We start from the raw sequence: 23615 nt of genomic DNA, 5'->3' as shown, positions 1-23615 counted from the left end.
CGCGGACGAGGAGGGCCCGTACGCAGTCGCGTACGGGCCCTCGCCGTATCCGGAAGGCGGGGCGCGTCAGGCGGGGTCCGGCCCCGTGGCGACGGGACGGGACTCGTCCGACGACCACTCCGACCAGGACCCGGCGTACAGCGAGGCCCGGTGCCCGGCCAGCTCCAGCGCCAGGACCTCGTGGGCCCCCGAGACACCGGAGCCGCAGTAGACGCCGACCGGGGTGCCGCTGCCGGCGCCCAGCTCCGTGAACCGGGCAGCGAGCGCGTCGGCGGGCAGGAAGCGCCCGTCCTCCTCGACGTTCTGCGTGGTCGGGGCGGACACCGCGCCGGGGATGTGGCCGGCGACGCGGTCGAGGGGCTCGACCTCCCCCCGGTAGCGCTCCGCGGCCCGTGCGTCGAGCAGCAGACCGGAGCGGGCCAGTTCCGCGGCCGCGTCCGCGTCCAGGAGACCGAGCGCACCCGGCTCCGGCCGGAAGTCGCCCTCGGCGGGCTCGGGATCGTCGGTGGTGAGCTCACCCGTCCAGGCGGCCAGTCCGCCGTCCAGCACACGGACATCGGAGTGCCCGGCCCAGCGCAGCAGCCACCAGGCGCGGGCCGCCGCCCACCCCTGGCCTCCGTCGTAGACCACCACCGGGGTCCTGGCGCCGACTCCTGCGCGCCGCATGACGGCGCCGAAGGCTTCCGGGTCCGGCAGGGGATGGCGGCCTCCGCTGCCCGCCGGGCCGGCGAGCTCGGAGTCGAGATCGACGAAGACCGCGCCGGGGATGTGCCCGGCCTCGTAGTCGGCACGGCCGTTCGGGCCGCCGAGCTGCCAGCGGATGTCCAGGAACACGGGCGGGCGCGGCCCGGCCGACTCGCTCATGCATTCGGATGCGGTGATGATGGGCTTCATGGGTGCCATCTTCGCGCAGGGGCCGCCCCGGGTGGCAGCGCACCGAAAAGGATGTACTACACCAAAACGGACTCCGACCCGAGGGAAGCGGGGAAACGCGGCGCGGCCGGGGTGCCTCGGAGCCTGAGTGGTGCGAGCATCTGCACGGAGCGTACGCACCCGTATCCGTACCGACGGACGCCGTGCGGGCCCGTCCTCCCGTACGGCCGGCCCGATGGTACGAGGAGAGAGAAGAAGATGACCGAGGCTGCCGCCCGGCGCACGCCCGGAGCACCGTGCTGGGTGAGTCTGATCGTGCACGGCCTGACCGCGACCCAGGAGTTCTACAGCCAGCTGTTCGGCTGGGAGTTCCGGCCCGGACCGGAACAGCTGGGGCCCTACGTCCGTGCGCTGCTGTGCGGCAAGGAGGTCGCGGGCATCGGACAACTGCCGCCCGACCGGCACCTTCCGATCGCCTGGACGACCTATCTCGCCACGGAGGACGCGGACGCCACGGCGGAGGCGATCCGGTCCTGCGGCGGGACGGTGGCCGTCGGGCCCATCGAGGCGGGGGACGCCGGCCGCCTCCTGCTCGCCTCCGACCCCGGCGGAGCGGTCTTCGGGGTGTGGCAGGCCGCCGAGCATCTCGGCACCGCGCTGGCGGGCACCCCGGGCACTCCCGTGTGGAACGAGCTGGTGACCCGGGAGACCGCGTCGGTCGCCAAGTTCTACCAGGCCGTGTTCGGGTTCGAGACCGAGGCGGTCGTCTCGGCCGACTTCGACTACCAGACACTGCACCTCCAGGGCCGCCCCGTAGCCGCGCTGCACGGCGTGGGCCACGGTCTGCCGCGTGACCGCGGCCCGCACTGGATGACCTACTTCCAGGTCGCCGACACCGATGAGGCGGCGGCACGCGTGGTGGAGCTCGGCGGTCATGTGCTGCAGCCGCCGCGGGAGGCGTCCAGCGGCAGACTGGCCACGGTGGCCGACCCGGAGGGCGCGGTCTTCACGATCGTCCGCCCGCCCGGCAGCTGACCTCAGGACCCGGGCTGCTCCCCCGCCCGTTGCCGGCCGGCGCCGGCCCGTCAGGGGGACGGAGCGTCAAGACCTGCGCCCGTGCGGCCGGTTCGGGCGCGCGAGGCCGGCCGCCACGAGGCCGGGGACAACGTCCCTGGCGGGCCCGGGGTGCGCATCGTGCGTGAGCCGTGCGCCGTCGTCTCCCGCACGCGGAGGAAGGCACCCGGGCGGGGCGGTGAAAGAGATCCCGTACGCGTGGAGTTCACCGGAGGGCACGGGACCTGGCGAGGCTGCCCGGAAGGGTCGCGGGCGGCCGGTCAGGGGGAAGCCACCGGCAGGACGTCCGGTGACAGCGCACCCGCGTGGGCCGTGGCGCTCGTCATGTGGCGGCGGTGGTGGCGACGACAGAGGACCTCGTAGCCGACGTCCGTGGCCGGCTGGTCGACGTCGCCCACGACGACCTGCTCGCCCTCGACCACCATCACCCCGCCGACCGTCCGTGCGTTGTGCGTGGCACGGGCACCGCACCAGCAGAGCGCCTCGACCTGGAGCGTCTCTATCCGGTCCGCCAGCTCGATCAGCCGTTGGGAGCCGGGGAAGAGCTTGGTGCGGAAGTCCGTGGTGATCCCGAAGGCGAACACGTCAAGGCCGAGGTCGTCGACGACACGGGCCAGTTGGTCGATCTGCTCGGGGGCGAGGAACTGGGCCTCGTCCACGATCACGTGGTCGACCTTGTCGCCCTTCGACATCCGGCTCACGAGATAGCCGTAGAGATCCATCCCCGGGGACGCCTCGACCGCCTCGGTCACCAGGCCCAGACGGGACGACAGCTTCCCCTCCCCCGCGCGGTCGTCCCGGGTGAAGATCACGCCCCGGAGCCCGCGCGCCGACCGGTTGTGGCCGATCTGGAGGGCCAGCGTGCTCTTTCCGCAGTCCATCGTTCCGGAGAAGAACACAAGCTCGGGCATGAGAAGTCGAGCGCCTTTCAGGGTGCGGTACGTGTGGGGGGGACGTCGGCTAGGAGCGTACTTCGAGGAGCGGGACGAGCTGTTCCACGGGGGTCAGTGATCCGTGCATCCCCACCATGGCGGACTCGTTGGGTTCGTTGACCGAGGCGGTGATGACCACGTCGTCGTGGGCGGCGGCCACGACGTCGCCGATCCTGCCGTACACCCGCTCGTCGATCCGCGGACCGAACCAGCCCGCCGCGACGGCCTCGTCACGGCTCGCCACCCAGAACTGCTCGCCGAGCACCTCGCGCCAGACGGTGAGTACGTCGGCCTCGGCCCCGGGCACCGCGTACACGTGGCGGGCACGGCCCTCACCGCCGAGCAGGGCGACCCCGGCGCCCAGCTCCCAGTCCTCGTCGAAGTCGATCCTGGACTGCTCGTCGAACGGGATGTCGATCATGCCGTGGTCGGCGGTGATGTAGAGCGCGGAGCGGGACGGCAGTTGCTCCGCGAGGCGCCGGGCGAGCCCGTCGACGTACATCAGCTGCCCCCTCCAGGCGTCGGAGTCGACACCGAAGCGGTGTCCCTGGCCGTCGACCTCGCTGTAGTACGTGTAGACGAGTGACCTGTCGCCGGCGGCGAGCCGCTCCGCGGCGAGGTCCATCCGGTCCTCGCCGGTGAGCCTGCCGAGGAAGGAGCCGCCGCTGAGCGCGACCTTGGTGAGCGGGGTCTGCTCGAAGCCGGGTGCGGAGACCTGCGCCGTGCGCACGCCCGCGGCGTCGGCGAGCTTGAAGACGGTGGGGTACGGCTGCCAGGCCTCGAGGTCCGTCCACGGGCGCCAGCGGAGCTGGTTCATCAGCGCGCCCGTCCCCGGGTTGCGCACCGTGTAGCCGGGAAGACCGTGCTCCCCGGGGGGCAGGCCCGTACCGACCGAGGCGAGCGACGTCGCCGTGGTGGACGGGAAGCCCGAGGTGAGGGGCCGGCCGGTGCCGCCGCGGGAGGTGGCCAGGAGCGAGTGGAGGAAGGGCGCCTCGTCCGGATGGGCCTTGATCTGCTCCCAGCCGAGGCCGTCGATCAGGAAGACGCAGTTCCGGTCGGCCGGCGTGAGCTCCGGGATCGTCGCCTCGAAACCGGGTACGCCCTGGCCCGCGACCAGCGTCGGCAGCAGATCGGAGAGCGAGCCGGTGCCGTACTCGGGCACGGGCGCGCTTTCGGGGGCGAGCAGGACGGGGTCCTGCCAGGCGGGCTGGACCATCAGCGGGCGGGCGGCGCGGTCGCGGCCGTGGCCTCGGAGAGGGCCTGGGCGAACGCGAGGGTCTGGCGCACGGTGTCCGGGCCGTCGCCGGCCTCGCTGACCCGCAGACTGAGGTCGTCGGCGGTGGAGCTGCCGGTGTAGCCGTGGTCCGCCTCGCAGTTGGAGTCGCCGCAGGCGGCGGGCTCGAGGTCGATGCGGGAGACCGCGCCCCAGCCGATGGTCAGGACGACCTCGCGGGGCAGGGTGCCGGGCACGTACTTCTCGGGGTTGGCGACCACACGGCTGACCACGACGGACGAGATGCGGTCCAGCTTGACCGACTCCGTGGACGTCGTGGCGTACGGCGTCGGGGAGCTGGTGTCGGCGGCCTGCTCGTCGGTGTGGCTGACGATGAAGCGGGTGTCCGTCAGGACGAGGACCGTGACATGGCGGCGGACCTCGTTGGAGTCGAACGTGGTCTCCTGGTGCACCAGGTACGAAGCGACCGGCTCACCGCCGACGGCGGCCTCCACCGCCTCGGCCACGAGGGCCGGGTAGTAGCCGCTGCGCTCGATCGCCGCGCGCAGCCCCTGGGTCGTCGTACCGGTCTTTGCCATGAGGACCATCCTACGGGGGACCGGTGGCTGCGGGGGACGCCGTGGGCGGGCCCGTACGCCGATCCGCCGGTCAGTAGCTGGGGAGGCGGCGGGGACCGAGGTCTCCGCGGGCGGGCGGCGGCGCGAGCCGGACGCTCGCTCCGAGCACCGTGAGGCCCTGCGTGGCCACGACCACGGGTTCCAGGGTGACCGACACCACCTCGGGGTGGTCGTCGACCAGCCGGGAGACCCGAAGGAGGAGCTCCTCGAGCGCCGCGGTGTCCGCCGGCGCGGCTCCGCGCCACCCGAACAGCACCGGAGCCGCCCTGATGGAGCGGATCAGTTCGGCGGCGTCGCGGTCGGTGGCGGGGACGAGACGGTGGGCCGTGTCGCCCAGCAGTTCGGAGGGAGCCCCGGCCAGACCGAAGGAGAGCACGGCGCCGGCGGCCGCGTCGATCGAGGCCCTGACGACGGTGTCGACGCCCCGGGGCGCCATGGCCTGCACCACGGGCCTGAGCTCCGCGGGCGAGCCGAGCAGATCGGTCAGTTCGGCGTACGAGCGGCGCAGGGCGTTCTCGTTGGCGAGGTCGAGCCGCACACCACCGAGGTCGGCTCGATGCCGGAGATGGGGAGCGGTGGTCTTGAGGGCCACGGGGTAGCCGAGCTTCGCGGCGGCGGCGACGGCTACCTCCGGGTCCGGGGCGGGGAGCGCGGAACGCACGGCGACGCCGTAGCGGGCGAGCAGTTCGCGGGCCTCGTCGTGGGTGAGAGGGCGGCCGCGCGGGTCGGGGTCCGGGCCGAGCAGCGTCTCGATCAGCCCGGCGGTCCCGTGTTCGTCGATGGTGTCGTCCAGGAATTCGGGCACCTTGCCGGGGGCGGCCGCCTGGCGGCGCCACTGGGCGTACTTCACCGCCTCGGCGAGCGCCCGGACGGCCCGCTCGGCAGCGGGGTAGGCGGGGATGCGCCCGGCGGAGTGCCCGGTGACGTCCGGCTCCCCGGGAGTCGCGGCCGGTGCCGGATCCCCGCTCCGGGGTGCGCTCACCGCCGGTACGGGGGACGGGGCGGGGGGCTCGGGGGCGGGCGACGGGGCGAGCGGCCCCGGGCCGGCGGTCCGGGCGTCCGGGCGGGCGGCCGTGCTCGCCGCAGCCGCCAGTGCCTGCGCCAGGCCGCCCATCTCCACGTGCACCACGGCCACGGGCTTGGCCGGGCCGGTGGCCGCCGCCTCGCGCAGCGCGTCCGCGAGGACCTCACCGTCGCCGGTCTCCGCCTCGCCGTTCTCCCCCACCCAGGGGATCGCGGTCACGATGACGGCGTCGCACTTCCGGTCGGCGAGGGCCTCCGCCAGCGCGTCCCGGAAGTCCCCGGGGCCCGCCGCCGTGGTGAGGTCGCGGGGCGGGCGCGGACGCAGCCCTTCCGCCAGGCAGGCGTCGTAGGTGAGGAGGCCGAGGGACTCGGAGTTGCCGAGGATCGCCACCCGGGGGCCGTCCGGCAGGGGCTGGCCGGCGAGGAGCAGGCCCGCGTCGACCATCTCGGTGACGGTGTCGACGCGGATCACGCCCGCCTGCCGCATCAGCGCGGACACCGTCGCGTCGGGGATGCGGCTGACCGGTACGGCGTGGCCGGGCGGGTTGGCTCCGCTGTGCCGGGCGCCCTTCACCACGACGACGGGCTTGACGGCCGCCGTCCGGCGGGCGAGGCGGGTGAACTTGCGCGGGTTGCCGAGCGATTCGAGGTACAGCAGGGCGACATCGGTGCCTTGGTCCTCGAACCAGTACTGCAGGAAGTCGTTGCCGGAGACGTCGGCCCGGTTGCCCGCGGAGATGAACGCCGACAGGCCGGCGCCCCTGCGGTGGAGGCCGGAGAGGAGCGCGATCCCGATGGCTCCGGACTGGGTGAAGAGCCCGATGCGCCCGGCCTTGGGCAACTCGGGGGCGAGGGAGGCGTTGAGCCGGACCGTGTCGGAGGTGTTGATGATGCCGAAGGCGTTGGGGCCGATGATCCGCATGCCGTACGAGCGTGCCTGCCGGACCAGCTCCCGCTGCCGCTCGCGGCCGTCGGCACCGCGCTCGGCGTATCCGGCGGAGAGGACGACGAGGCCCTGGACGCCGTGTTCGCCGCACTCGGCGACGGCCTCGGGCACCCGGTCGGCGGGGACGGCGACGACGGCGAGATCGACCGGTTCACCGATCTCTCCCACCGAGCGGTGCGCGGGGACCCCCTCGACCGTGTCCAGGTCCTCGGGGAAGGACGTGTTCACCGCGTAGGTGCGTCCGGTGAAGCCCGAGCCGAGCAGATTGCGCAGCACGGTCCTGCCCACGCCGCCCGGCGCCCGGCCCACTCCGACGACCGCGACGGACCCGGGGGCCAGCAGGCGCTGCACGGAGCGCGCCTCGGCACGCTGTTCGCGGGCGCGCTGGACCGCGAGGGACTCGGCCGTGGGCTCGAGGTCGAGGGTGAGATGGACGGAGCCGTCCTCGACGCTGCGCTGCTGGGTGAACCCGGCGTCCCGGAAGACCTTGATCATCTTGTTGTTGGCGGGCAGCACCTCGGCGGCGAAGCGCCGGATGCCCCGCTCCCTGGCCACCGCCGCGATGTGTTCGAGCAGGGCGGACGCCACTCCGCGGCCCTGGTGGGCGTCCTGGACGAGGAAGGCGACCTCCGCCTCGTCCGCGGGGGCGGAGGCCGGCCGGCCCCGCTCGTCGATCCGGTCGTAGCGCACGGTGGCGATGAACTCGCCGCCGATCGTGACGGCGAGTCCCACCCGGTCGACGTAGTCGTGATGGGTGAAGCGGTGCACGTCCCGGGCGGAGAGACGCGGATACGGGGCGAAGAAGCGGTAGTACTTCGACTCGTCGGACACCTGCTCGTAGAAGCTGACCAGCCGCTCGGCGTCGTCCGTGGTGATGGGCCTGATGCGCGCGGTGCCGCCGTCGCGGAGCACCACGTCCGCCTCCCAGTGGTCGGGGTACGCGTGGTGCGGACTCTGTTCCGGAGTGGGCTCCATGGGCAAAGCCTACGGTGCCGCGCACCGGTCGCGAGGGGTTCGCAGCAGGGGCACGCTGGGGGAGCCGAAGGGCGGTGGACGCCCGGTGGCGACGCCGGGCACAGCAGTGCGCACCACATGAGAGACTGGTCTAGACAACCCATTGATACGTGAAGGGCAGAACCATGGCTGAGCGCCGCGTCAACGTCGGTTGGGCCGAGGGCCTGCACGCCCGCCCCGCTTCCATCTTCGTCCGTGCCGCCACGGCCTCCGGCGTCCCCGTGACGATCGCCAAGGCGGACGGCAACCCCGTGAACGCCGCCTCCATGCTCGCGGTGCTCGGCCTGGGCGCCCAGGGCGGCGAGGAGATCGTGCTCGCGTCCGAGGCGGACGACGCCGAGGCCGCCCTGGACCGTCTGGCGAAGCTGGTCGCCGAGGGGCTCGAGGAGCTTCCGGAGACCGTCTGATCCAGGCCGATCCGAATCCGGATTCTTTCTGCGGGAAAGCCGCGGCACCCCGACCGGGAGCCGCGGCTTTTCTGTTTCCGGCCCAGGGGCGTACACGACTCCGGAAACAATGATTCAGGGCAGCAAAAAGAAAGCCCTCCGATAATTGCTCTCTTTGTATACGGTGCCATTGTTAATGACGGGCTCCCGCGATGTTTACGGGGTGTTGCGAAGTCCTCACCCGGGCCGGGGGCGATGACGTGTGCCCCGTACGGTCCGTGCGCCGCAGCCGGTGTGCCGCCGTGGCCCGCTCGGCGTGCTGGGTGGCGAGCGCCCTGGCCCGCTCGGCGTCGCGGCGCGCCACGGCGTCGACGAGGGCGCCGTGCTCGGCCCAGGATTCCGCGGGGCGGACCGGCTGCTCGACGGCGTACATCCAGGCGATCTTGTGTCGGAGCTGGGTGAGCAGTGCGATGAGCGCCGGGCTGCCCGAGGCCTGTGCCAGCGTCTCGTGGAACCAGCCGCCCAGCGAGCGCAGATCCTCGCCCTCACCCCGGCGGACCCGCTCCTGCCCCAGCCTGACCAGGCCCCGCAGCACCTTGAGGTGCGCCTCGGTGCGCCGCTGTGCCGCGCGGGCTGCCCCCAGGGGCTCCAGGAGCATCCGGATGTCCAGGAGGTCCGCGGCCTCCTGCTCCGTGGGCTCGGCGACACAGGCGCCGGCATGCCTGCGGGTGACGACGAACCCTTCGGACTCCAGCGTGCGCAGCGCCTCGCGCACGGGGACGCGGGAGACGCCGTAGCGACGCGCGAGCACCTCTTCGGTGAGGCGGCTGCCGCGCTCGAAGACACCGGAGACGATGTCGTCACGGATTGCCGTGCATACCGAATGCGCGGGAATGCGCATGTCCGAACCTCCGCCTTAATCCCCGCGAAACGCGGCCGATCGACGCCTGTTCTGCGACTCTATTGCAACCGGCCGGAATTTCCGATGGCGGGGCGGAATCCATGGATATCTTTTGGCCAGGGAGCAGTTCCACGGGGCTTCGGCGCACGCCTCCCCGGACGCACGGCGAAGGCCCCGGCGGGTGCCGGGGCCTTCGTCGGAGCGGTGTCGTACGGCGTGGGGTCAGACCTGGACGCCGTGGGCACGGAGGTAGGCGACGGGGTCCATGTCCGAGCCGTACTCGGGAGTGGTCCGGGCCTCGAAGTGCAGGTGCGGCCCGGTGGAGTTGCCGGTCGAGCCGGAGATGCCGATCTGCTCGCCCGAGCCGACGCTCTGGCCGACGGAGACGCCGATCGAGGAGAGGTGGCCGTACTGCGTGTACGTGCCGTCCTTCATCCTGAGGACGATGTTGTTCCCGTAGGCGCCGCCCCAGCCCGCCTCGACGACCGTACCGGCGCCGACCGCGACGACGGAGGTGCCGGACGCCGCCTGGAAGTCCACGCCGGAGTGGGTGCCGGAGGACCAGAGCGCGCCACCGGACTTGTAGCCGGTGGTCACGTGGGAGCCGGCGACCGGGAGGTGGAACGCGTTCAGCCGGGCGCGCTCGGCAGCGCGGGCCGCGCGCGCCTTCTCCTCACGGACCTCCTTGGCCCGGGCCTCGGCCTTGCGCTTCGCCTCGGCCTTCGCCTTCGCGGCGGCCTCGGCCTTGGCCACGACCTCGGCCTGGTGCGCCTGGGCCTGGGCCTGGGCGTCGATCTGGGCGGCGAGCGTGGTGTCGAGGGCGACGGTCTGCGTCAGGCCGGTGGAGGACGCGGCGGGGGTCCCGGAGTCCGCGGCGAGGGCGGGGGACGCGGTGGCGCCGATGACACCGGCGGTGGCCAGGGCCGCGATGCCGGCGACCTCGGCGCTCTTGCGCGTCAGACGGCTCGGGGCACGGTGCTTCCCGGTGGCACGGATGAACGCCATGGAGGGGCTGGTCCTTTCCTTCCTTCTCGCCTACCGGGTTAGCTGACGGGTTCGGAGCAGGAAGGTCTCCTACGGCCCCCTGAGCCTCGCGCGAGGTGCAGGGATCCGATTCACCCCAGGGACTTCGTGGGTCCCCGGCTCCCCAGGCTCGCGCCTGACGGGGACTCGGCGATGGCTGCCCGGCGCCACGGATGCGGCATTCGTCTGACGGACAGCCGGGCCGACGCTAGAGCGGGCCGCTTTCCGCCGCCAAACGGAACGGGCCTTTTGTCGCACATCCCACAGGATGAACATGTATTTTACGCTTAAAAGAGACAAAAGGAAGAACCCCGGCGGGAGTGCTCCGCCGGGGTCCCTGATGTCCCGTCATGTCAGCCGGTGACGACCGACACCTCGCCGATGCCGAGCGCCCGTACGGGCTCCGCGATCTGTGCGGCGTCCCCGACCAGGACGGTCACCAGACGGTCCACCGGGAACGCGTTGACCACGGCTGCCGTCGCCTCCACCGTGCCGGTCGCCGCCAGACGCGCGTACAGCTCGGCCTGGTAGTCGTCCGGCAGGTGCTGCTCCACCTGGTCGGCCAGGGTGCCCGCGACCGAGGCCGCCGTCTCGTACTTCAGCGGGGCGACGCCCACGAGGTTCTGCACCGCCGTCTCGCGCTCGGCGTCGGTGAGCCCTTCGGCCGCAAGCGTGCGCAGGACCTTCCAGAGGTCGTCGAGCGCCGGCCCGGTGGACTCCGTGTCGACGGAACCGCTGATCGCGAGCATGGCGGCCCCGGTCGCCCCGGAGGACGAGCCGGGCGCCGTCGAGCGCAGCACCTGCCCGAAGGCGCGGACCCCGTAGGTGTAGCCCTTCTCCTCGCGCAGCACGCGGTCCAGCCGTGAGGTGAGTGTGCCTCCCAGGCAGTACGTGCCGAGGACCTGGGCAGGCCACACGCTGTCGTGCCGGTCCGCGCCGATCCGGCCGATCAGCAGCTGTGTCTGGACGGCTCCGGGACGGTCCACGATGACCACACGGCCGGTGTCGTCCGCGGTGATCGGGGGCACCGGGCGGGCCTGTCCCGCATTGCCCGACCAGTCTCCGACGGTCTCGGCGAGCAGCGCGTCCAGGTCCACCTCGGTGAGGTCGCCGACGACGACCGCCGTCGCCGTGGACGGGCGGATGTGGGCGTCGTAGAAGGCGCGCACGGCGGCTGCGTCGATCCGCCGGACGGTCTCCTCCGTGCCCTGGCGCGGACGCGACATCCGGGCCGTGGCGGGGAAGAGCTCCTTGGACAGCTGCTTGGCGGCCCGGCGGGCGGGGTTGGCCTGCTCGTGCGGGATCTCGTCGAGGCGGTTGCCGACCAGGCGCTCGATCTCGCTCTCGGCGAAGGCCGGGGCCCGCAGGGCCTCGGCGACCAGGCCGAGCGCCTTGGACAGGCGGGAGACCGGGACCTCGAGGGAGACCCGGACCCCCGGGTGGTCCGCGTGCGCGTCCAGCGTGGCGCCGCAGCGCTCCAGCTCCGCGGCGAACTCCTCGGCGGAGCGCTTGTCCGTGCCCTCGGACAGGGCGCGCGACATGATCGTCGCCACGCCGTCCAGCCCCTCGGGCTCGGCGTCGAGCGGCGCGTCGAGGAAGATCTCCACGGCGACGACCTGCTGGCCGGGGCGGTGGCAGCGCAGCACGGTGAGCCCGTTGGGCAGGGCGCCGCGCTCGGGCGCGGGGAAGGCCCAGGGCCGGGCCTCGCCGGCGGTCGGCTGCGGGTGGTACTCCATCGCTACTCCAGTCACGGCGGCGTCGGTCACTTGTCGGCCCCCTCGTGCGCGTCGGTGCCGTCCGTCTCGTCGGCCGGTTCGACCGGCTCGTAGACCAGGACCGCACGGTTGTCGGGTCGCAGGGCGGCCCGGGCGGCCTCCCTGACCTCGTCCGCCGTCACGTCGAGCACCCGGCCGACCGCGGTCAGGGCGAGCTGCGGGTCACCGAACAGGACGGCGTACCGGCAGAGTTCGTCGGCGCGGCCGGCGACCGTGCCGAGCCGGTCCAGCCACTCGCGCTCCAACTGCGCCTGGGCGCGCTCCATCTCCTCGGGCGTGGGGCCCTCCTCGGCGAAGCGGGCCAGCTCCTCGTCGACGGCAGCCTCGATCTGCGGCACCTCGACACCGCCGGACGTCTTGACGTCCAGCCACCCCAGGGAGGGCGCGCCGGCCAGCCTGAGCAGCCCGAAGCCGGCGGCCACCGCCGTGCGGTCGCGGCGGACCAGACGGTTGTGCAGGCGGGAGGACTCGCCCCCGCCGAGCACGGTCAGGGCGAGGTCCGCGGCGTCGCACGCGCGCGTGCCGTCGTGCGGCAGGCGGTAGGCGGCCATCAGCGCACGCGCGGGGACCTCCTCGTGGACGACCTCGCGCAGCTGCTCGCCGATGACCTCCGGCAGCGTGCCGTCGCGCGGGGGCTGCTTGCCGTCGTGCGAGGGGATGGAGCCGAAGTACTTCTCGATCCAGGCGAGCGTCTGCTCCGGGTCGATGTCACCGACGACGGAGAGCACCGCGTTGTTCGGCGCGTAGTACGTGCGGAAGAACGCCTGCGCGTCGTCCAGGGTCGCCGCGTCGAGGTCGGCCATCGAGCCGATCGGCGTGTGGTGGTACGGGTGGCCCTCGGGGTAGGCGAGGGCGGTGAGCTTCTCGAAGGCGGTGCCGTACGGAACGTTGTCGTAGCGCTGGCGGCGCTCGTTCTTCACGACGTCCCGCTGGTTCTCCATGGACTCCTCGTCGAGCGCGGCGAGCAGCGAGCCCATCCGGTCGGCCTCGAGCCACAGGGCCAGCTCCAGCTGGTGCGTGGGCATCGTCTCGAAGTAGTTGGTGCGTTCGAAGCTGGTCGTGCCGTTGAGAGAACCACCGGCCCCCTGCACCAGCTCGAAGTGCCCGTTCCCCTTGACCTGCCCCGACCCCTGGAACATCAGGTGCTCGAAGAGGTGAGCCAGGCCCGTACGGCCCTTGACCTCGTGGCGGGAGCCGACGTCGTACCAGAGGCAGACCGCGGCGACGGGGGTCAGATGGTCCTCGGAGAGCACCACGCGCAGGCCGTTGGCCAGGCGGTGCTCGGTCGCCGTCAAGCCGCCGGAACCGGCCTGGGCTGTGGCCGTGTGACCCATGGGCATGTACGTCCCTTCGATCGGTACAGGATTTCCTGCCGGACCTGCCACTCTAAGCAAGCGCACGGGCACCTGGCGAAGTTCCCGTTGGGTGAATGTTGTCGTAGATGCTGCCGTAAACGGGGGCCCGGCGGGGGCCCCGGGACCGCTTCGGACGGGTCGAGGTCGGCGTTGTCGGTACGGCGGTCCACAATGGTCGGCGTCAGAACCTGAGGTTGCCCGACAGAATCTGTGAAGGAGTCGCAGCCGCGATGGCCCGCCGCAGCACGAAAACCCCGCCGCCGGACGACTTCGAGGAGAAGATCCTCGACATCGACGTCGTCGACGAAATGCAGGGCTCCTTCCTCGAGTACGCCTACTCGGTGATCTACTCCAGGGCGCTGCCCGACGCCCGCGACGGCATGAAGCCGGTGCACCGCCGCATCGTGTCCCAGATGAACGAGATGGGACTGCGCCCCGACCGCGGCTACGTGAAGTGCGCCCGGGTCGTCGGCGAGGTGATGGGCAAACTGCACCCGCACGGCGACGCGTCGATCTATGACGCACTGGTGCGCATGGCACAGCCGTTCTCGATGCGCCTGCCCCTCGTCGACGGGCACGGCAACTTCGGCTCACTGGGCAACGACGACCCGCCGGCCGCCATGCGGTACACCGAGTGCCGGATGGCCGACGCCACGTCCCTGATGACGGAGTCGATCGACGAGGACACCGTCGACTTCCAGTCCAACTACGACGGCCAGGAGCAGGAGCCGGTCGTCCTCCCGGCGGCGTACCCGAACCTCCTGGTCAACGGTGCGTCCGGTATCGCGGTCGGCATGGCGACCAACATGCCCCCGCACAACCTCGGCGAGGTCATCGCCGCCGCCCGCCACCTCATCCGGCACCCGGGCGCCGACCTCGAGACGCTGATGCGCTTCGTCCCGGGACCCGACCTGCCGACCGGTGGCAGGATCGTCGGCCTCGGCGGCATCAAGGACGCCTACGCGGCGGGGCGCGGCACGTTCAAGATCCGTGCGACCGTCGCCATAGAGAGCGTCACGGCCCGTCGCAAGGGTCTCGTCGTCACCGAACTGCCCTTCACCGTCGGTCCGGAGAAGGTGATCGCCAAGATCAAGGACCTGGTCGGCTCGAAGAAGCTCCAGGGCATCGCCGACGTCAAGGACCTCACGGACCGCGCCCACGGTCTGCGCCTGGTGATCGAGGTCAAGAACGGCTTCGTCCCCGAGGCCGTGCTGGAGCAGCTCTACAAGCTGACGCCGATGGAGGAGTCCTTCGGCATCAACAACGTGGCGCTGGTCGACGGGCAGCCGCTCACCCTGGGACTCAAGGAGCTCCTGGAGGTCTATCTCGACCACCGCTTCGACGTGGTGCGCCGGCGCAGCGAGTTCCGCAGGACCAAGCGCCGCAACCGGCTGCACCTGGTCGAGGGCCTCCTCGTGGCGCTGCTCGACATCGACGAGGTCATCCGCCTCATCCGGGACAGCGACAACTCGGCGCAGGCGAAGGAGCGCCTGATGGAGCGCTTCTCGCTGAGCGAGATCCAGACCCAGTACATCCTGGACACCCCGCTGCGCAGGCTCACCCGCTTCGACCGGATCGAGCTGGAGACCGAGCGCGACAAGCTGACCGAGGAGATCGACGGGCTGACCGCGATCCTGGAGTCGGACGCCGAGCTGCGCAAGCTCGTCTCGGCCGAACTGGCCGCGGTGGCGAAGAAGTTCGGCACCGACCGCCGCACGGTGCTTCTGGAGTCCGCGGGTTCGCAGGTCGCCTCGGTGCCGCTTGAGGTCGCCGACGACCCGTGCCAGGTCCTCCTCTCCTCGACCGGCCTGCTGGCCCGTACCGCCAACGCCGAGCCGGTCGTCCAGGCCGAGGACGCCAAGCGCGTGAAGCACGACGCGATCGTCTCGGCCGTCGCCGCCACGGCACGCGGGGACGTGGGCGCCGTGACGTCCGCGGGCCGGCTGCTGCGGCTCTCGGTGATCGACCTTCCGCAGCTGCCGGACACCCACGCGGCTCCGAACCTCTCGGGAGGGGCCCAGGTCTCGGAGTTCCTCACGCTGGAGCCGGACGAGGCACTGATCTGCCTCACCACCCTGGACGAGGAAGCGCCCGGCCTGGCGCTCGGCACGCTGCAGGGCGTGGTCAAGCGCGTGGTGCCCGACTACCCGCCCAACAAGGACGAGTTGGAGGTCATCGCGCTCAAGGACGGTGACCGCGTCGTCGGCGCCACCCAGCTGCGTACGGGCGAGGAGGACCTGGTCTTCATCACGTCCGACGCGCAGTTGCTGCGCTATCCGGCCTCGTCGGTGCGTCCGCAGGGACGCGCGGCGGGCGGTATGGCGGGCGTCAAGCTCGCGCCGGGCACGGTGGTCCTGTCGTTCAGCGCGGTGGATCCGGCGGCGGATGCCGTGGTCTTCACCGTCGCCGGTTCGCACGGCACGCTGGACGACTCCGAGCGGACGTGGAAGCTCACTCCGTTCGACCAGTACCCGCGCAAGGGCAGGGCCACCGGCGGTGTGCGCTGCCAGCGCTTCCTCAAGGGGGAGGACGTCCTGGTGTTCGCCTGGGCGGGCGGGTCCCCGGCGCGGGCGGCCCAGAAGAACGGCGCACCCGCGGATCTGCCGGCCGTGGATCCCCGCCGCGACGGATCGGGCACACCCCAGACGAGCCCGGTCGCGGTGATCGCCGGGCCGCTGTAGGCGACCGCCGGGCGGCGGGGGGCCTCAGGCCTCGTCGCCGTCCGGCTGCCGCACGTACCGCAGGACGCCCCACATGCTGCGCTCCAGCTCGTCACCGGCGTCCTGCCAGGGGTCCTGGCAGGCCTCGAGCTCCTTGCGCAGCGCCTCGGCGTCGATGCCGGATCCGATCAGGACCAGCTGCGTACTCCGTGGTTCGCCGTGGGGCCAGGGCTGCGGCACGAAGCGCAGGAACCTGCCCACGGCGTGCAGGACGTACCGGTTGCCGGGGTCTCCGGCGCCGAAGCCGGCGAAGCCCTTGATCCGGTAGAGACCCGCGGGCCTGGAGTCCAGGAACGCCATGAAGCGGCGGGGGCTCAGCGGCACGTCGGTGGCGAAGGAGAGGCTCTCGTAGGCCGCGTGCAGGTGTTCCTCGTGCATGCGGTCGGCCTCGGGGAGCAGGTCCTCGAAGGTCAGCTGGCGGGCCGGGTCGTCCTCGTCGGACCGCTGCACGGGGTCGATGAGCAGCTCCGGGTCGATCCTCCCGTACGCGGCGGACACGACCGCCGCCCTGCTGCCCGCGGCGACGACGGCCTCCCGGACGGCCCGGAGCTCCGCATCCTCGACCCGGTCGGTCTTGTTCAGGACGATGAGGTCGGCGGCCGTCAGATGGCGGTCGATCTCGGGATGGCGCTGCCGCGTGGCGGGGAACTCCGCGGCATCGACCACCTCGACCAGTCCCCCGTACCGGACGTGCGGATTGTCGCTGGCCAGCAGCATGCGTACGAGCTCCTGGGGCTCGGCGAGACCGCTCGCCTCGATGACGATCACGTCGAGGCGGGCGGCCGGGCCGGTCAGCGTCTCCAGATAGGTGTCGAGCTCGCTCGCGTCGACGGCGCAGCACAGGCAGCCGTTGCCCAGCGAGACCGTGGACCCGACCTGTCCCGCGACCGTCATGGCATCGATCTCGATGGAGCCGAAGTCGTTGACGACGACACCGATGCGGTTGCCCGCCCTGTTGCGGAGCAGATGGTTGAGCAGGGTCGTCTTGCCGGATCCGAGGAAGCCCGCCAGGACGACGACCGGGATCTGCGGGGCGCGGGGCGGGGTCAACGGGTGGCCTTCCTCGGGTGGGTCAGGGTGCCGGCACGGGGTGGGGCGGCGGGGGCCCGACGTAGCGGGCCGCCGGACGGATGATCTTCGAGTCCTCCGCCTGTTCCAGGATATTGGCGCTCCAGCCGACCATGCGCGCGGCACAGAAGGTGGGGGTGAACATCTCGCGGGGCAGTCCGCAGAGCTCCATGACGACCCCGGCGTAGAACTCCACGTTGGTGTGCAGCTCGCGTCCCGGTTTGAGCTCGGCGAGGATCGCCTCCACCTGCCGTTCGACCTCGACGGCGAAGTCGACGAGCGGCCCGCCGAAGCTTTGGGCGACCGAGCGCAGCATGCGGGAGCGCGGGTCCTCGGTGCGGTAGACGGGGTGGCCGAATCCCATGATCCGCTCCCCCGCGAGGACTCGTTCGCGGATCCAGCCGTCGATCCGGTCGGGGGTTCCGATGGCGTCCAGAGTGTCCAGCGCACGGCTGGGCGCTCCGCCGTGCAGCGGGCCGGAGAGCGCCCCCACGGCTCCCACCAGGCATGCGGCGACGTCCGCGCCGGTGGAGGCGATCACCCGGGCGGTGAACGTGGAGGCGTTGAAGCCGTGGTCGACGGTGGAGACGAGGTACCGCTCCACAGCCGCGACGCGTGCCGCCTCCGGCTCCTCGCCGGTGAGCATGTACAGGTAGTTCGCGGCGAACGGCAGGTCGTCCCGCGGCTCGACCGGCTCCAGGCCCTGGCCCAGGCGGTGGAGCGAGGTCAGCACCGTGGGTACCGCCGCACAGACGGCGAGGGCGTCCTCGCGGCGGCGGTCGGCGCCGATGTCGTACACCGGGCGGAATCCTGCCGAGGCCCCGAGCAGCGAGAGCGCGGTCCGCAGCCCGGCGAGCGGACCGGAGAGCGTCCCCGCGCGGGCGATGACGGGCAGCGCCTCCCGCACCTCCGGGGGCAGCCGGCGCAGACCGGCGGTGCGTGCGGCGAAGTCGGCGCCGGCCGCCCGATCGGGCAGCTCGCCGTGGAACATCAGGTACCAGACGTCCTCGAAGCTGCGGCTGTGCGCCAGTTCGACCGCCGAGTACTGGCGGTAGTGGTAGAAGCCTTCGCGTCCGCGTACGTCTCCGAGCGCGGTATCGGTGACGATCACGCCGGCGAGGCCACGGGGCACGTCGAGCGGAGCGGTTGGCGGGTGCGTGGCAGGCATGGCAGGTCCCTCTTCCACCTCATGGGCTGGACGTTCTACGAGTTGAACGTTGATTCGACTGTCCATGCTTGACTAAATGATTGTCAATGTTGATTGAATCAACCTAAGGGCCCGCCGAAAATGATTCGACATGGACGAGCCATGGACATGGGTACGGTGGGGCCATGACGGATGACTCGACGCACGGGACCGGAGCGCAGGACGCGGAAACGGGGAGGGCCTCCGACGCCCCGGGGCTCACCACCCGGGAGGCAGCCGGACGTCTCGGGGTGAAGCCCGAGACCGTGTACGCGTACGTGAGCCGGGGCCAGCTCACCAGCAGGCGTACCCCCGGTGGCCGCGGCAGCCTGTTCGACGCCGCCGAGGTCGACGCCCTGGCCCGCCGCACCGGCCGCAGGGACCCGTCGTCGTCCACCGCGGGCGAGCTGGTCTTCCGTACCGGCATCACGCTCATCGAACCGGACCGCTACTTCTTCCGCGGCGTCGACGCCGCGGAGCTGGCCCGCCGGTACGGCTACGAGGAGGTCGCCGAGTGGATCTGGACGGGCGAGCTCCGGCCGGGTGCCCGGTTCACCGCGCCTGCCGAGTCCCTCACCGCGGCACGGCGCACGGCAGCCGCTCTGCCGCGCCACAGCAGCCCGACGGACCGGCTCCGCGCCGCGGTCGCCGCCGCCGCTGCCGCCGATCCCCTCCGGTTCGACCTTTCCCGGGACGGGGTGCTGAGCAGCGCCCGGGGCCTGCTCCCCACCCTGGTGGGCGCGCTGCCGGCGGCCGGAGAGACCGACGGGGGGACGGACTCCGGCGGGGGCACGGACGCCAGGGGGGACACCGACGCCGAGGGGGGCAGGGGCGCCGAGGGGGGCAGGGGCGCCGAGGGGGGTAAGGCCGCCGACGGGGACAAGGGCGCCGACGCCTCCCTCGCCTGCCGGCTGTGGCCCAAGCTCTCCGACCGGCCCGCCGACGCGGCGTCACTGGCCGTGCTCGACACCGCGCTCGGGCTGCTGGCCGACCACGACCTCGCAGCCTCGACCCTGGCCGCACGCGTCGCCGCGTCGACCCACGCACACCCGTACGCCGTGGTCTCCGCGGGACTCGGCGCGCTGGAGGGCCCGCTGCACGGAGCCGCGAGCGGGTCGGCGCACCGCATGCTCGCGGAGGTCGTCGGCCGGGGCGGCGCGGCTCCGGTCGTCGCGGAGCACCTGCGTGCCGGACGGCGGGTGCCCGGGCTCGGCCATCGCCTCTACACGGGCGAGGACCCGCGGGCGCGTGTGCTGTTCGCGCTGCTGGACGAGGTCCCGCAGGCGGCCCCGGCGATGGAGGCAGCACGGGACGTCGTCGCGACCACCGCCCGCCACACCCCGCTGCACGCCAACATCGATCTCGCGCTGGCAGTCCTCTCGGTCACGTGCGGCATGCCCGCCGAGGCGGGCGAGACGGTCTTCGCCGTCTCCCGCACCGCGGGCTGGATCGCCCACGCGATGGAGGAGTACGCGGAGGCGCCACTGCGCATGCGGCCCAGCGGGCAGTACACCGGCCCGCGGCCGCCGCAGCCGCTGCCGTCACCGGCCCCGGGCGCGGGCGCGGGCGCGGCTGCCACGAGGGCGGCCTCGTCGGCGACGGCGACGGCGCACGGAAAGGGGTACGGGATTGGCAAGGGTTCCGGCCCCGGCCCTGGGCCTGGCGCGGGTCCCGGCTCCGGCTCCGGCTCCGCTCCAGGCTTCGGTCCCGGTCCTGGCTCCGGCCCCGCCCCTGCAAATTAGCTACAGGCTGCGCAAAATCTCACCGGCTCTACCGGGGCGGACGTGCCGTGGATCCGCGTACGACGAGCTCCGGCTCGAAGAGGAGTTCGTCGGACGCCACCGCACGCCCCCCGATCTGCACCGAGAGCAGTTCGACGGCGGCCCTGCCCATCGCTTCGATCGGCTGGCGCACGGTGGTCAGCGGCGGCTCGGTGCAGTTCATGAACGCCGAGTCGTCGTAGCCGACGACGGAGACGTCCTCGGGCACCGACAGCCCCCGGCGGCGCGCCGCGCGGACCGCACCCAGGGCCAGCGGGTCACTCGCGCAGATGATGCCGGTGACCCCCTCCTCGAGCAGCCGGGTGGCCGCGGCCTGTCCGCCTTCGAGCGAGAACATCGCCCGCGCCACGTGCTCGTCCGGCACGGTGGCGCCCAACTGTCCGGCGAGGGCGCGGGCTGCCGCCAGCTTGCGCTGGGAGGGCATGTGGTCGGCCGGGCCGAGAACGAATCCGATCTTCTCGTGGCCCAGGGAGACGAGGTGGCGCCAGGCCTGCTCGATGGCCACCGAGTCGTCGCAGGAGACTGTGGGGAAGCCCAGGTGAGCGATGGCCGCGTTGATCAGGACGACCGGGATCTTGCGGTCGGCGAGCACCTTGTAGTGGTCGTGAGGGGCGTCGGCCTGGGCGTAGAGACCTCCGGCGAACACGACCCCGGACACCTGCTGCTGGAGCAGCAGCTCGACGTAGTCGGCCTCGGAGACACCCCCCTTGGTCTGCGTGCAGAGCACGGGGGTCAGCCCCTGCTGGGCGAGCGCACCCCCGACCACTTCGGCGAAGGCCGGGAAGATCGGGTTCTGGAGCTCGGGCAGAACGAGTCCGACCAGCCGGGCGCGCTCGCCCCTGAGCTGCGTCGGACGTTCGTACCCGAGTACGTCCAGGGCGGAGAGGACGGCTTGCCGTGTGGCGTCGGAGACGCCCGGCTTGCCGTTCAGCACGCGGCTGACCGTGGCCTCGCTGACTCCAACTTTCTGGGCAACCTGAGCAAGTCGTCGCGTCATGAGCGCAAGATTAGCGCAAGAAAAGCAAGCAGATTGCGTCAAGGTCAATACCCATAGAACGCTCACAGATGGGCGGCGGAGAGGCAAGAGCCCCGGTCCACCGGCGTCCGATGGCCGGAGATTTCGGTCAGCACTCTGCGGCCTCTACCGTTCGTACGATGAGCGCCTCACCGACCACCCCACGGGGACCACGCCGGTTCGGCTGGCCGAAGCGGGTCTTCTCGCAGGTCCTGCTGATGCAGCTGGCCATCGTCACCGGCGTCACGGTCCTCGTCACAGGCCTCTTCCTGGCACCGCTGAGCGCGCAGCTCGACGACCAGGCGATGCGCCGTGCCCTCGCGATCGCGCAGAGCACGGCCGCACAGCCGCAGCTCGCCGCCTCGCTGGTCTCCACCGAGCCGAGTGCGGACGGCGCGGTCCAGGCCGCGGCGGAACGCATCAGGCGGTCGACCGGCGCCGAGTACGTCGTGATCATGGACAGGCAGGGGGTGCGCTGGTCGCACACCGACTCCTCCCGCATCGGCGACGTCGTCTCCACCGACCCGAGCGCCGCGCTCGCCGGCAGGTCCGTGATGGAGATCGACAGCGGCACACTCGGGCGTTCTGCCCGCGGCAAGGTGCCGCTGCTCGACGGATCGGACCGGGTCGTCGGTGCCGTCTCGGTCGGCATCGCCTACGACAGTGTCCGCGCCCGGCTTCTCGCCACCATCCCGGGGCTGCTCGCGTACGCGGGCGGGGCGCTGGCCGTGGGAGCACTGGCCGCGTATCTGATCTCCCGCCGGCTTCAGCGACAGACCCACGATCTGGCGTTCTCCGACATCTCCGCGTTGCTGACCGAACGCGAGGCCATGTTGCACAGCATCCGCGAGGGGGTCGTCGCACTCGACCGCACGGGACGGATCAGGCTCCTGAACGACGAGGCGCAGCGCCTCCTCGGTATCGGCCCGGAGGCCGCGGGCAAGCCGCTCGACGAGGCCCTCGGCACGGGCCGCACCACCGACGTGCTGGCAGGCCGGGTCCTCGGCGACGACCTGGTCACCGTCCGCGGCAGCCGCGTACTGCTGGCCAACCGGATGCCTACCGACGACGGCGGGGCCGTGGCCACGCTGCGCGACCGGACGGAGCTGGAGTACCTCGGCCGCGAACTCGACTCCACCCGTGGGCTGATCGACGCACTCCGCGCCCAGGACCACGAGCACGCCAACCGGCTGCACACCCTCCTGGGCCTGCTCGAACTGGAGATGCACGAAGAAGCGGTGGAGTTCGTCACGGAGGTCGTCGGGGTCCACCGCGCGACGGCCGAGCAGGTCACCGAGAAGGTCCACGATCCTCTGCTCGCCTCGCTGCTGGTCGGCAAGGCGACCGTGGCCGCGGAGCGCGGCGTCGCCCTGCGGATGGCACCGGAGACACTGCTGCCGGACCGGCTGGTCGATCCGCGGGGTCTGGTCACCGTCCTCGGCAATCTGGTCGACAACGCACTGGACGCGGCCGCCGGCACGGCGGACGCGCGCATCGAGATCGGCTTGCGGGCCGACGGCCGTACGGTGGAACTGCGGGTGCGCGACAGCGGGCCCGGCGTACCGGACGGCGACCACGAGTCCATCTTCCTGGAGGGCTGGTCGACCAAGGAGCTCCCGGCCCACGGCAAGCGCGGCCTGGGGCTGCCCCTGGTGCGACGGCTCGCCGAACGGCAGGGAGGCACCGTGTCCGTGTCGGCATCGCCCGGAGGCGGGGCGGTGTTCACCGTCGTCCTCCCGGAAGCCCTGAGCGAACCGGCGCACCGCGCCGCCCCCGGGCCGGATCTGGCGCGCCGCGCCGCCTCCGGGCCGGATCAGGGCCCGGAGGCGGGAACGGATCCAGAACAGCGCCCGGGTCCGGACCGAGGGCCGGGGCCGGTCGTCCCCACCCTCGCCTCCGGTGGACCGGAAGAGCAGTGGGACACTCCCGCCCCCGGCAGCCCTTCGGCCGCGGAACGGCCCGTGACGTCAGGAGACACCCCGTGATCGAGGTTCTGGTCGTCGACGACGATGTGCGGGTCGCCCGGATCAACGCGGCCTACGTCTCCAAGGTGGTGGGCTTCCGCGTGGCAGCCATGGCCCACTCGGCCAGCGAGGCCCTTGCCAGGATCGGCGACACGCCCGTGGACCTGATCCTGCTGGATCACTACCTGCCGGACCGCAACGGCCTGGCGGTGGTGCGGGAACTGCGCGCGCTCGGCCATCACACCGATGTGATCATGGTGACCGCGGCGCGCGACGTCGCGACCGTTCAGGCCGCGATGCGCCACGGGGCCCTGCAGTACCTGGTGAAGCCGTTCGCGTACGCCGGGCTCCGCACCAAACTGGAGGCGTACGCGGCCCTGCGCCGCACCTTCGAAGGCGGCGGCGAGGCCGAGCAGACGGAGGTGGACCGGATGTTCGGAGCCCTGTGGGCAACGGGCGGATCCGACCTCCCCAAGGGGCACTCGACGACGACCGCCGACCTGGTCCGGCAGGCCCTGCGCACGGCCGACGGGCCGCTCTCCGCGCAGGAGCTCGCGGAGAGCGCCGGCATGAGCCGGCAGACGGCCCAGCGCTATCTGAAGCTGCTGGAGCGCACGGGCAGGGTGCGGCTGTCGCTCAGGTACGGCGAGACGGGCCGCCCGGAACACAGGTACACCTGGGCCACCGGCTCCTGAGGCTGCCGCCCCCGCTCTCGTCCGCCCCCCCGT

The 23615-nt window shown here is 72.3% G+C and carries 18 protein-coding genes and 1 riboswitch; of the genes, 6 read left to right on the top strand and 12 right to left on the bottom strand.

Annotated elements, in window-relative coordinates; genetic code table 11:
- Positions 1–66 precede the first annotated feature (66 nt).
- Positions 67–894: a sulfurtransferase gene (locus ACFC51_RS29455; protein ID WP_376531723.1), complete on the bottom strand. Its 828-nt coding sequence runs from the start codon at positions 892–894 to the stop codon at positions 67–69.
- A gap of 237 nt (positions 895–1131) precedes the next feature.
- On the opposite strand from ACFC51_RS29455, the gene ACFC51_RS29450 reads away from it, so the two are divergent.
- Positions 1132–1908 (top strand): VOC family protein, encoded by a 777-nt coding sequence (locus tag ACFC51_RS29450; RefSeq protein ID WP_376531721.1) that lies wholly within the window; start codon positions 1132–1134, stop codon positions 1906–1908.
- Positions 1909–2207: 299 nt separating this feature from the next.
- On the opposite strand, the gene ACFC51_RS29445 is transcribed toward ACFC51_RS29450, so the two are convergent.
- From ACFC51_RS29445 to ACFC51_RS29430, 4 genes are all read right to left on the bottom strand, one after another.
- Positions 2208–2858, bottom strand: coding sequence for a thymidine kinase (locus ACFC51_RS29445; RefSeq protein ID WP_376367410.1), 651 nt, complete (start codon positions 2856–2858; stop codon positions 2208–2210).
- Between the two features lie 49 nt (positions 2859–2907).
- Positions 2908–4095 carry an alkaline phosphatase family protein gene (locus ACFC51_RS29440; RefSeq protein ID WP_376531719.1) on the bottom strand — a complete coding sequence of 396 codons (1188 nt, stop codon included), beginning with the start codon at positions 4093–4095 and terminating at the stop codon, positions 2908–2910.
- The gene (locus ACFC51_RS29435) at positions 4095–4691 is read right to left on the bottom strand and encodes a DUF5998 family protein (RefSeq protein ID WP_329233674.1); all 597 of its coding nucleotides are present in this window, start codon (positions 4689–4691) and stop codon (positions 4095–4097) included. Before ACFC51_RS29435 ends, ACFC51_RS29440 begins: the two co-directional genes overlap by 1 nt.
- 70 nt (positions 4692–4761) lie before the next feature.
- Positions 4762–7674 carry a GNAT family N-acetyltransferase gene (locus ACFC51_RS29430; protein WP_376531717.1) on the bottom strand — a complete coding sequence of 971 codons (2913 nt, stop codon included), beginning with the start codon at positions 7672–7674 and terminating at the stop codon, positions 4762–4764.
- A gap of 164 nt (positions 7675–7838) precedes the next feature.
- Between ACFC51_RS29430 and ACFC51_RS29425 the strand changes: the two genes are divergently transcribed.
- On the top strand, positions 7839–8120 hold the full coding sequence (locus ACFC51_RS29425) for an HPr family phosphocarrier protein (RefSeq protein WP_012378711.1): 282 nt from the start codon (positions 7839–7841) through the stop codon (positions 8118–8120).
- 172 nt (positions 8121–8292) lie between these two features.
- Here the strand turns inward: ACFC51_RS29425 and ACFC51_RS29420 are convergent, their stop codons facing one another.
- The 4 genes from ACFC51_RS29420 to ACFC51_RS29405 all read right to left on the bottom strand — a co-directional run bounded on the left by ACFC51_RS29420 (position 8293) and on the right by ACFC51_RS29405 (position 13138).
- Positions 8293–9000, bottom strand: a complete 708-nt coding sequence (locus ACFC51_RS29420) for a GntR family transcriptional regulator (protein WP_376367404.1) — start codon at positions 8998–9000, stop codon at positions 8293–8295.
- 222 nt (positions 9001–9222) lie between these two features.
- Positions 9223–10005, bottom strand: coding sequence for a M23 family metallopeptidase (locus ACFC51_RS29415; protein WP_376367402.1), 783 nt, complete (start codon positions 10003–10005; stop codon positions 9223–9225).
- Between the two features lie 13 nt (positions 10006–10018).
- Positions 10019–10186, bottom strand: a riboswitch (cyclic di-AMP (ydaO/yuaA leader).
- 190 nt (positions 10187–10376) lie between these two features.
- A complete protein-coding gene (locus tag ACFC51_RS29410; RefSeq protein ID WP_376531785.1) occupies positions 10377–11759 on the bottom strand; it encodes a M16 family metallopeptidase in 1383 nt (460 codons plus the stop codon).
- A 26-nt stretch (positions 11760–11785) separates the two neighbouring features.
- Positions 11786–13138 carry a M16 family metallopeptidase gene (locus ACFC51_RS29405; protein ID WP_376367400.1) on the bottom strand — a complete coding sequence of 451 codons (1353 nt, stop codon included), beginning with the start codon at positions 13136–13138 and terminating at the stop codon, positions 11786–11788.
- A gap of 245 nt (positions 13139–13383) precedes the next feature.
- Here ACFC51_RS29405 and ACFC51_RS29400 point away from each other — a divergent pair, with 245 nt between their 5' ends.
- Positions 13384–15834, top strand: a complete 2451-nt coding sequence (locus tag ACFC51_RS29400; protein ID WP_376531715.1) for a DNA topoisomerase (ATP-hydrolyzing) subunit A — start codon at positions 13384–13386, stop codon at positions 15832–15834.
- Between the two features lie 24 nt (positions 15835–15858).
- Here ACFC51_RS29400 and ACFC51_RS29395 read toward each other — a convergent pair whose 3' ends face one another.
- Positions 15859–16923, bottom strand: a complete 1065-nt coding sequence (locus tag ACFC51_RS29395) for a CobW family GTP-binding protein (protein WP_376531713.1) — start codon at positions 16921–16923, stop codon at positions 15859–15861.
- A 22-nt stretch (positions 16924–16945) separates the two neighbouring features.
- Complete coding sequence (locus ACFC51_RS29390) at positions 16946–18109, bottom strand: citrate synthase/methylcitrate synthase (protein WP_376367395.1); 1164 nt, start codon at positions 18107–18109, stop codon at positions 16946–16948.
- 164 nt (positions 18110–18273) lie between these two features.
- Between ACFC51_RS29390 and ACFC51_RS29385 the strand changes: the two genes are divergently transcribed.
- Entirely contained in the window at positions 18274–19869 is a 1596-nt protein-coding gene (locus ACFC51_RS29385; protein WP_376531711.1) for a citrate/2-methylcitrate synthase, read from the top strand.
- A gap of 28 nt (positions 19870–19897) precedes the next feature.
- On the opposite strand, the gene ACFC51_RS29380 is transcribed toward ACFC51_RS29385, so the two are convergent.
- Entirely contained in the window at positions 19898–20905 is a 1008-nt protein-coding gene (locus tag ACFC51_RS29380; RefSeq protein WP_376531709.1) for a LacI family DNA-binding transcriptional regulator, read from the bottom strand.
- 158 nt (positions 20906–21063) lie between these two features.
- On the opposite strand from ACFC51_RS29380, the gene ACFC51_RS29375 reads away from it, so the two are divergent.
- A complete protein-coding gene (locus ACFC51_RS29375) occupies positions 21064–22908 on the top strand; it encodes an ATP-binding protein (protein ID WP_376367389.1) in 1845 nt (614 codons plus the stop codon).
- Positions 22905–23582 (top strand): response regulator, encoded by a 678-nt coding sequence (locus ACFC51_RS29370; protein WP_376531707.1) that lies wholly within the window; start codon positions 22905–22907, stop codon positions 23580–23582. The genes ACFC51_RS29375 and ACFC51_RS29370 overlap by 4 nt, the downstream gene beginning before the upstream one ends.
- Positions 23583–23615: the final 33 nt, after the last annotated feature.

Source organism: Streptomyces sp. NPDC055962, assembly GCF_042270185.1.
Classification (GTDB): Bacteria; Actinomycetota; Actinomycetes; order Streptomycetales; family Streptomycetaceae; genus Streptomyces.
This window is presented reverse-complemented; position numbering and strand designations above follow the sequence as displayed.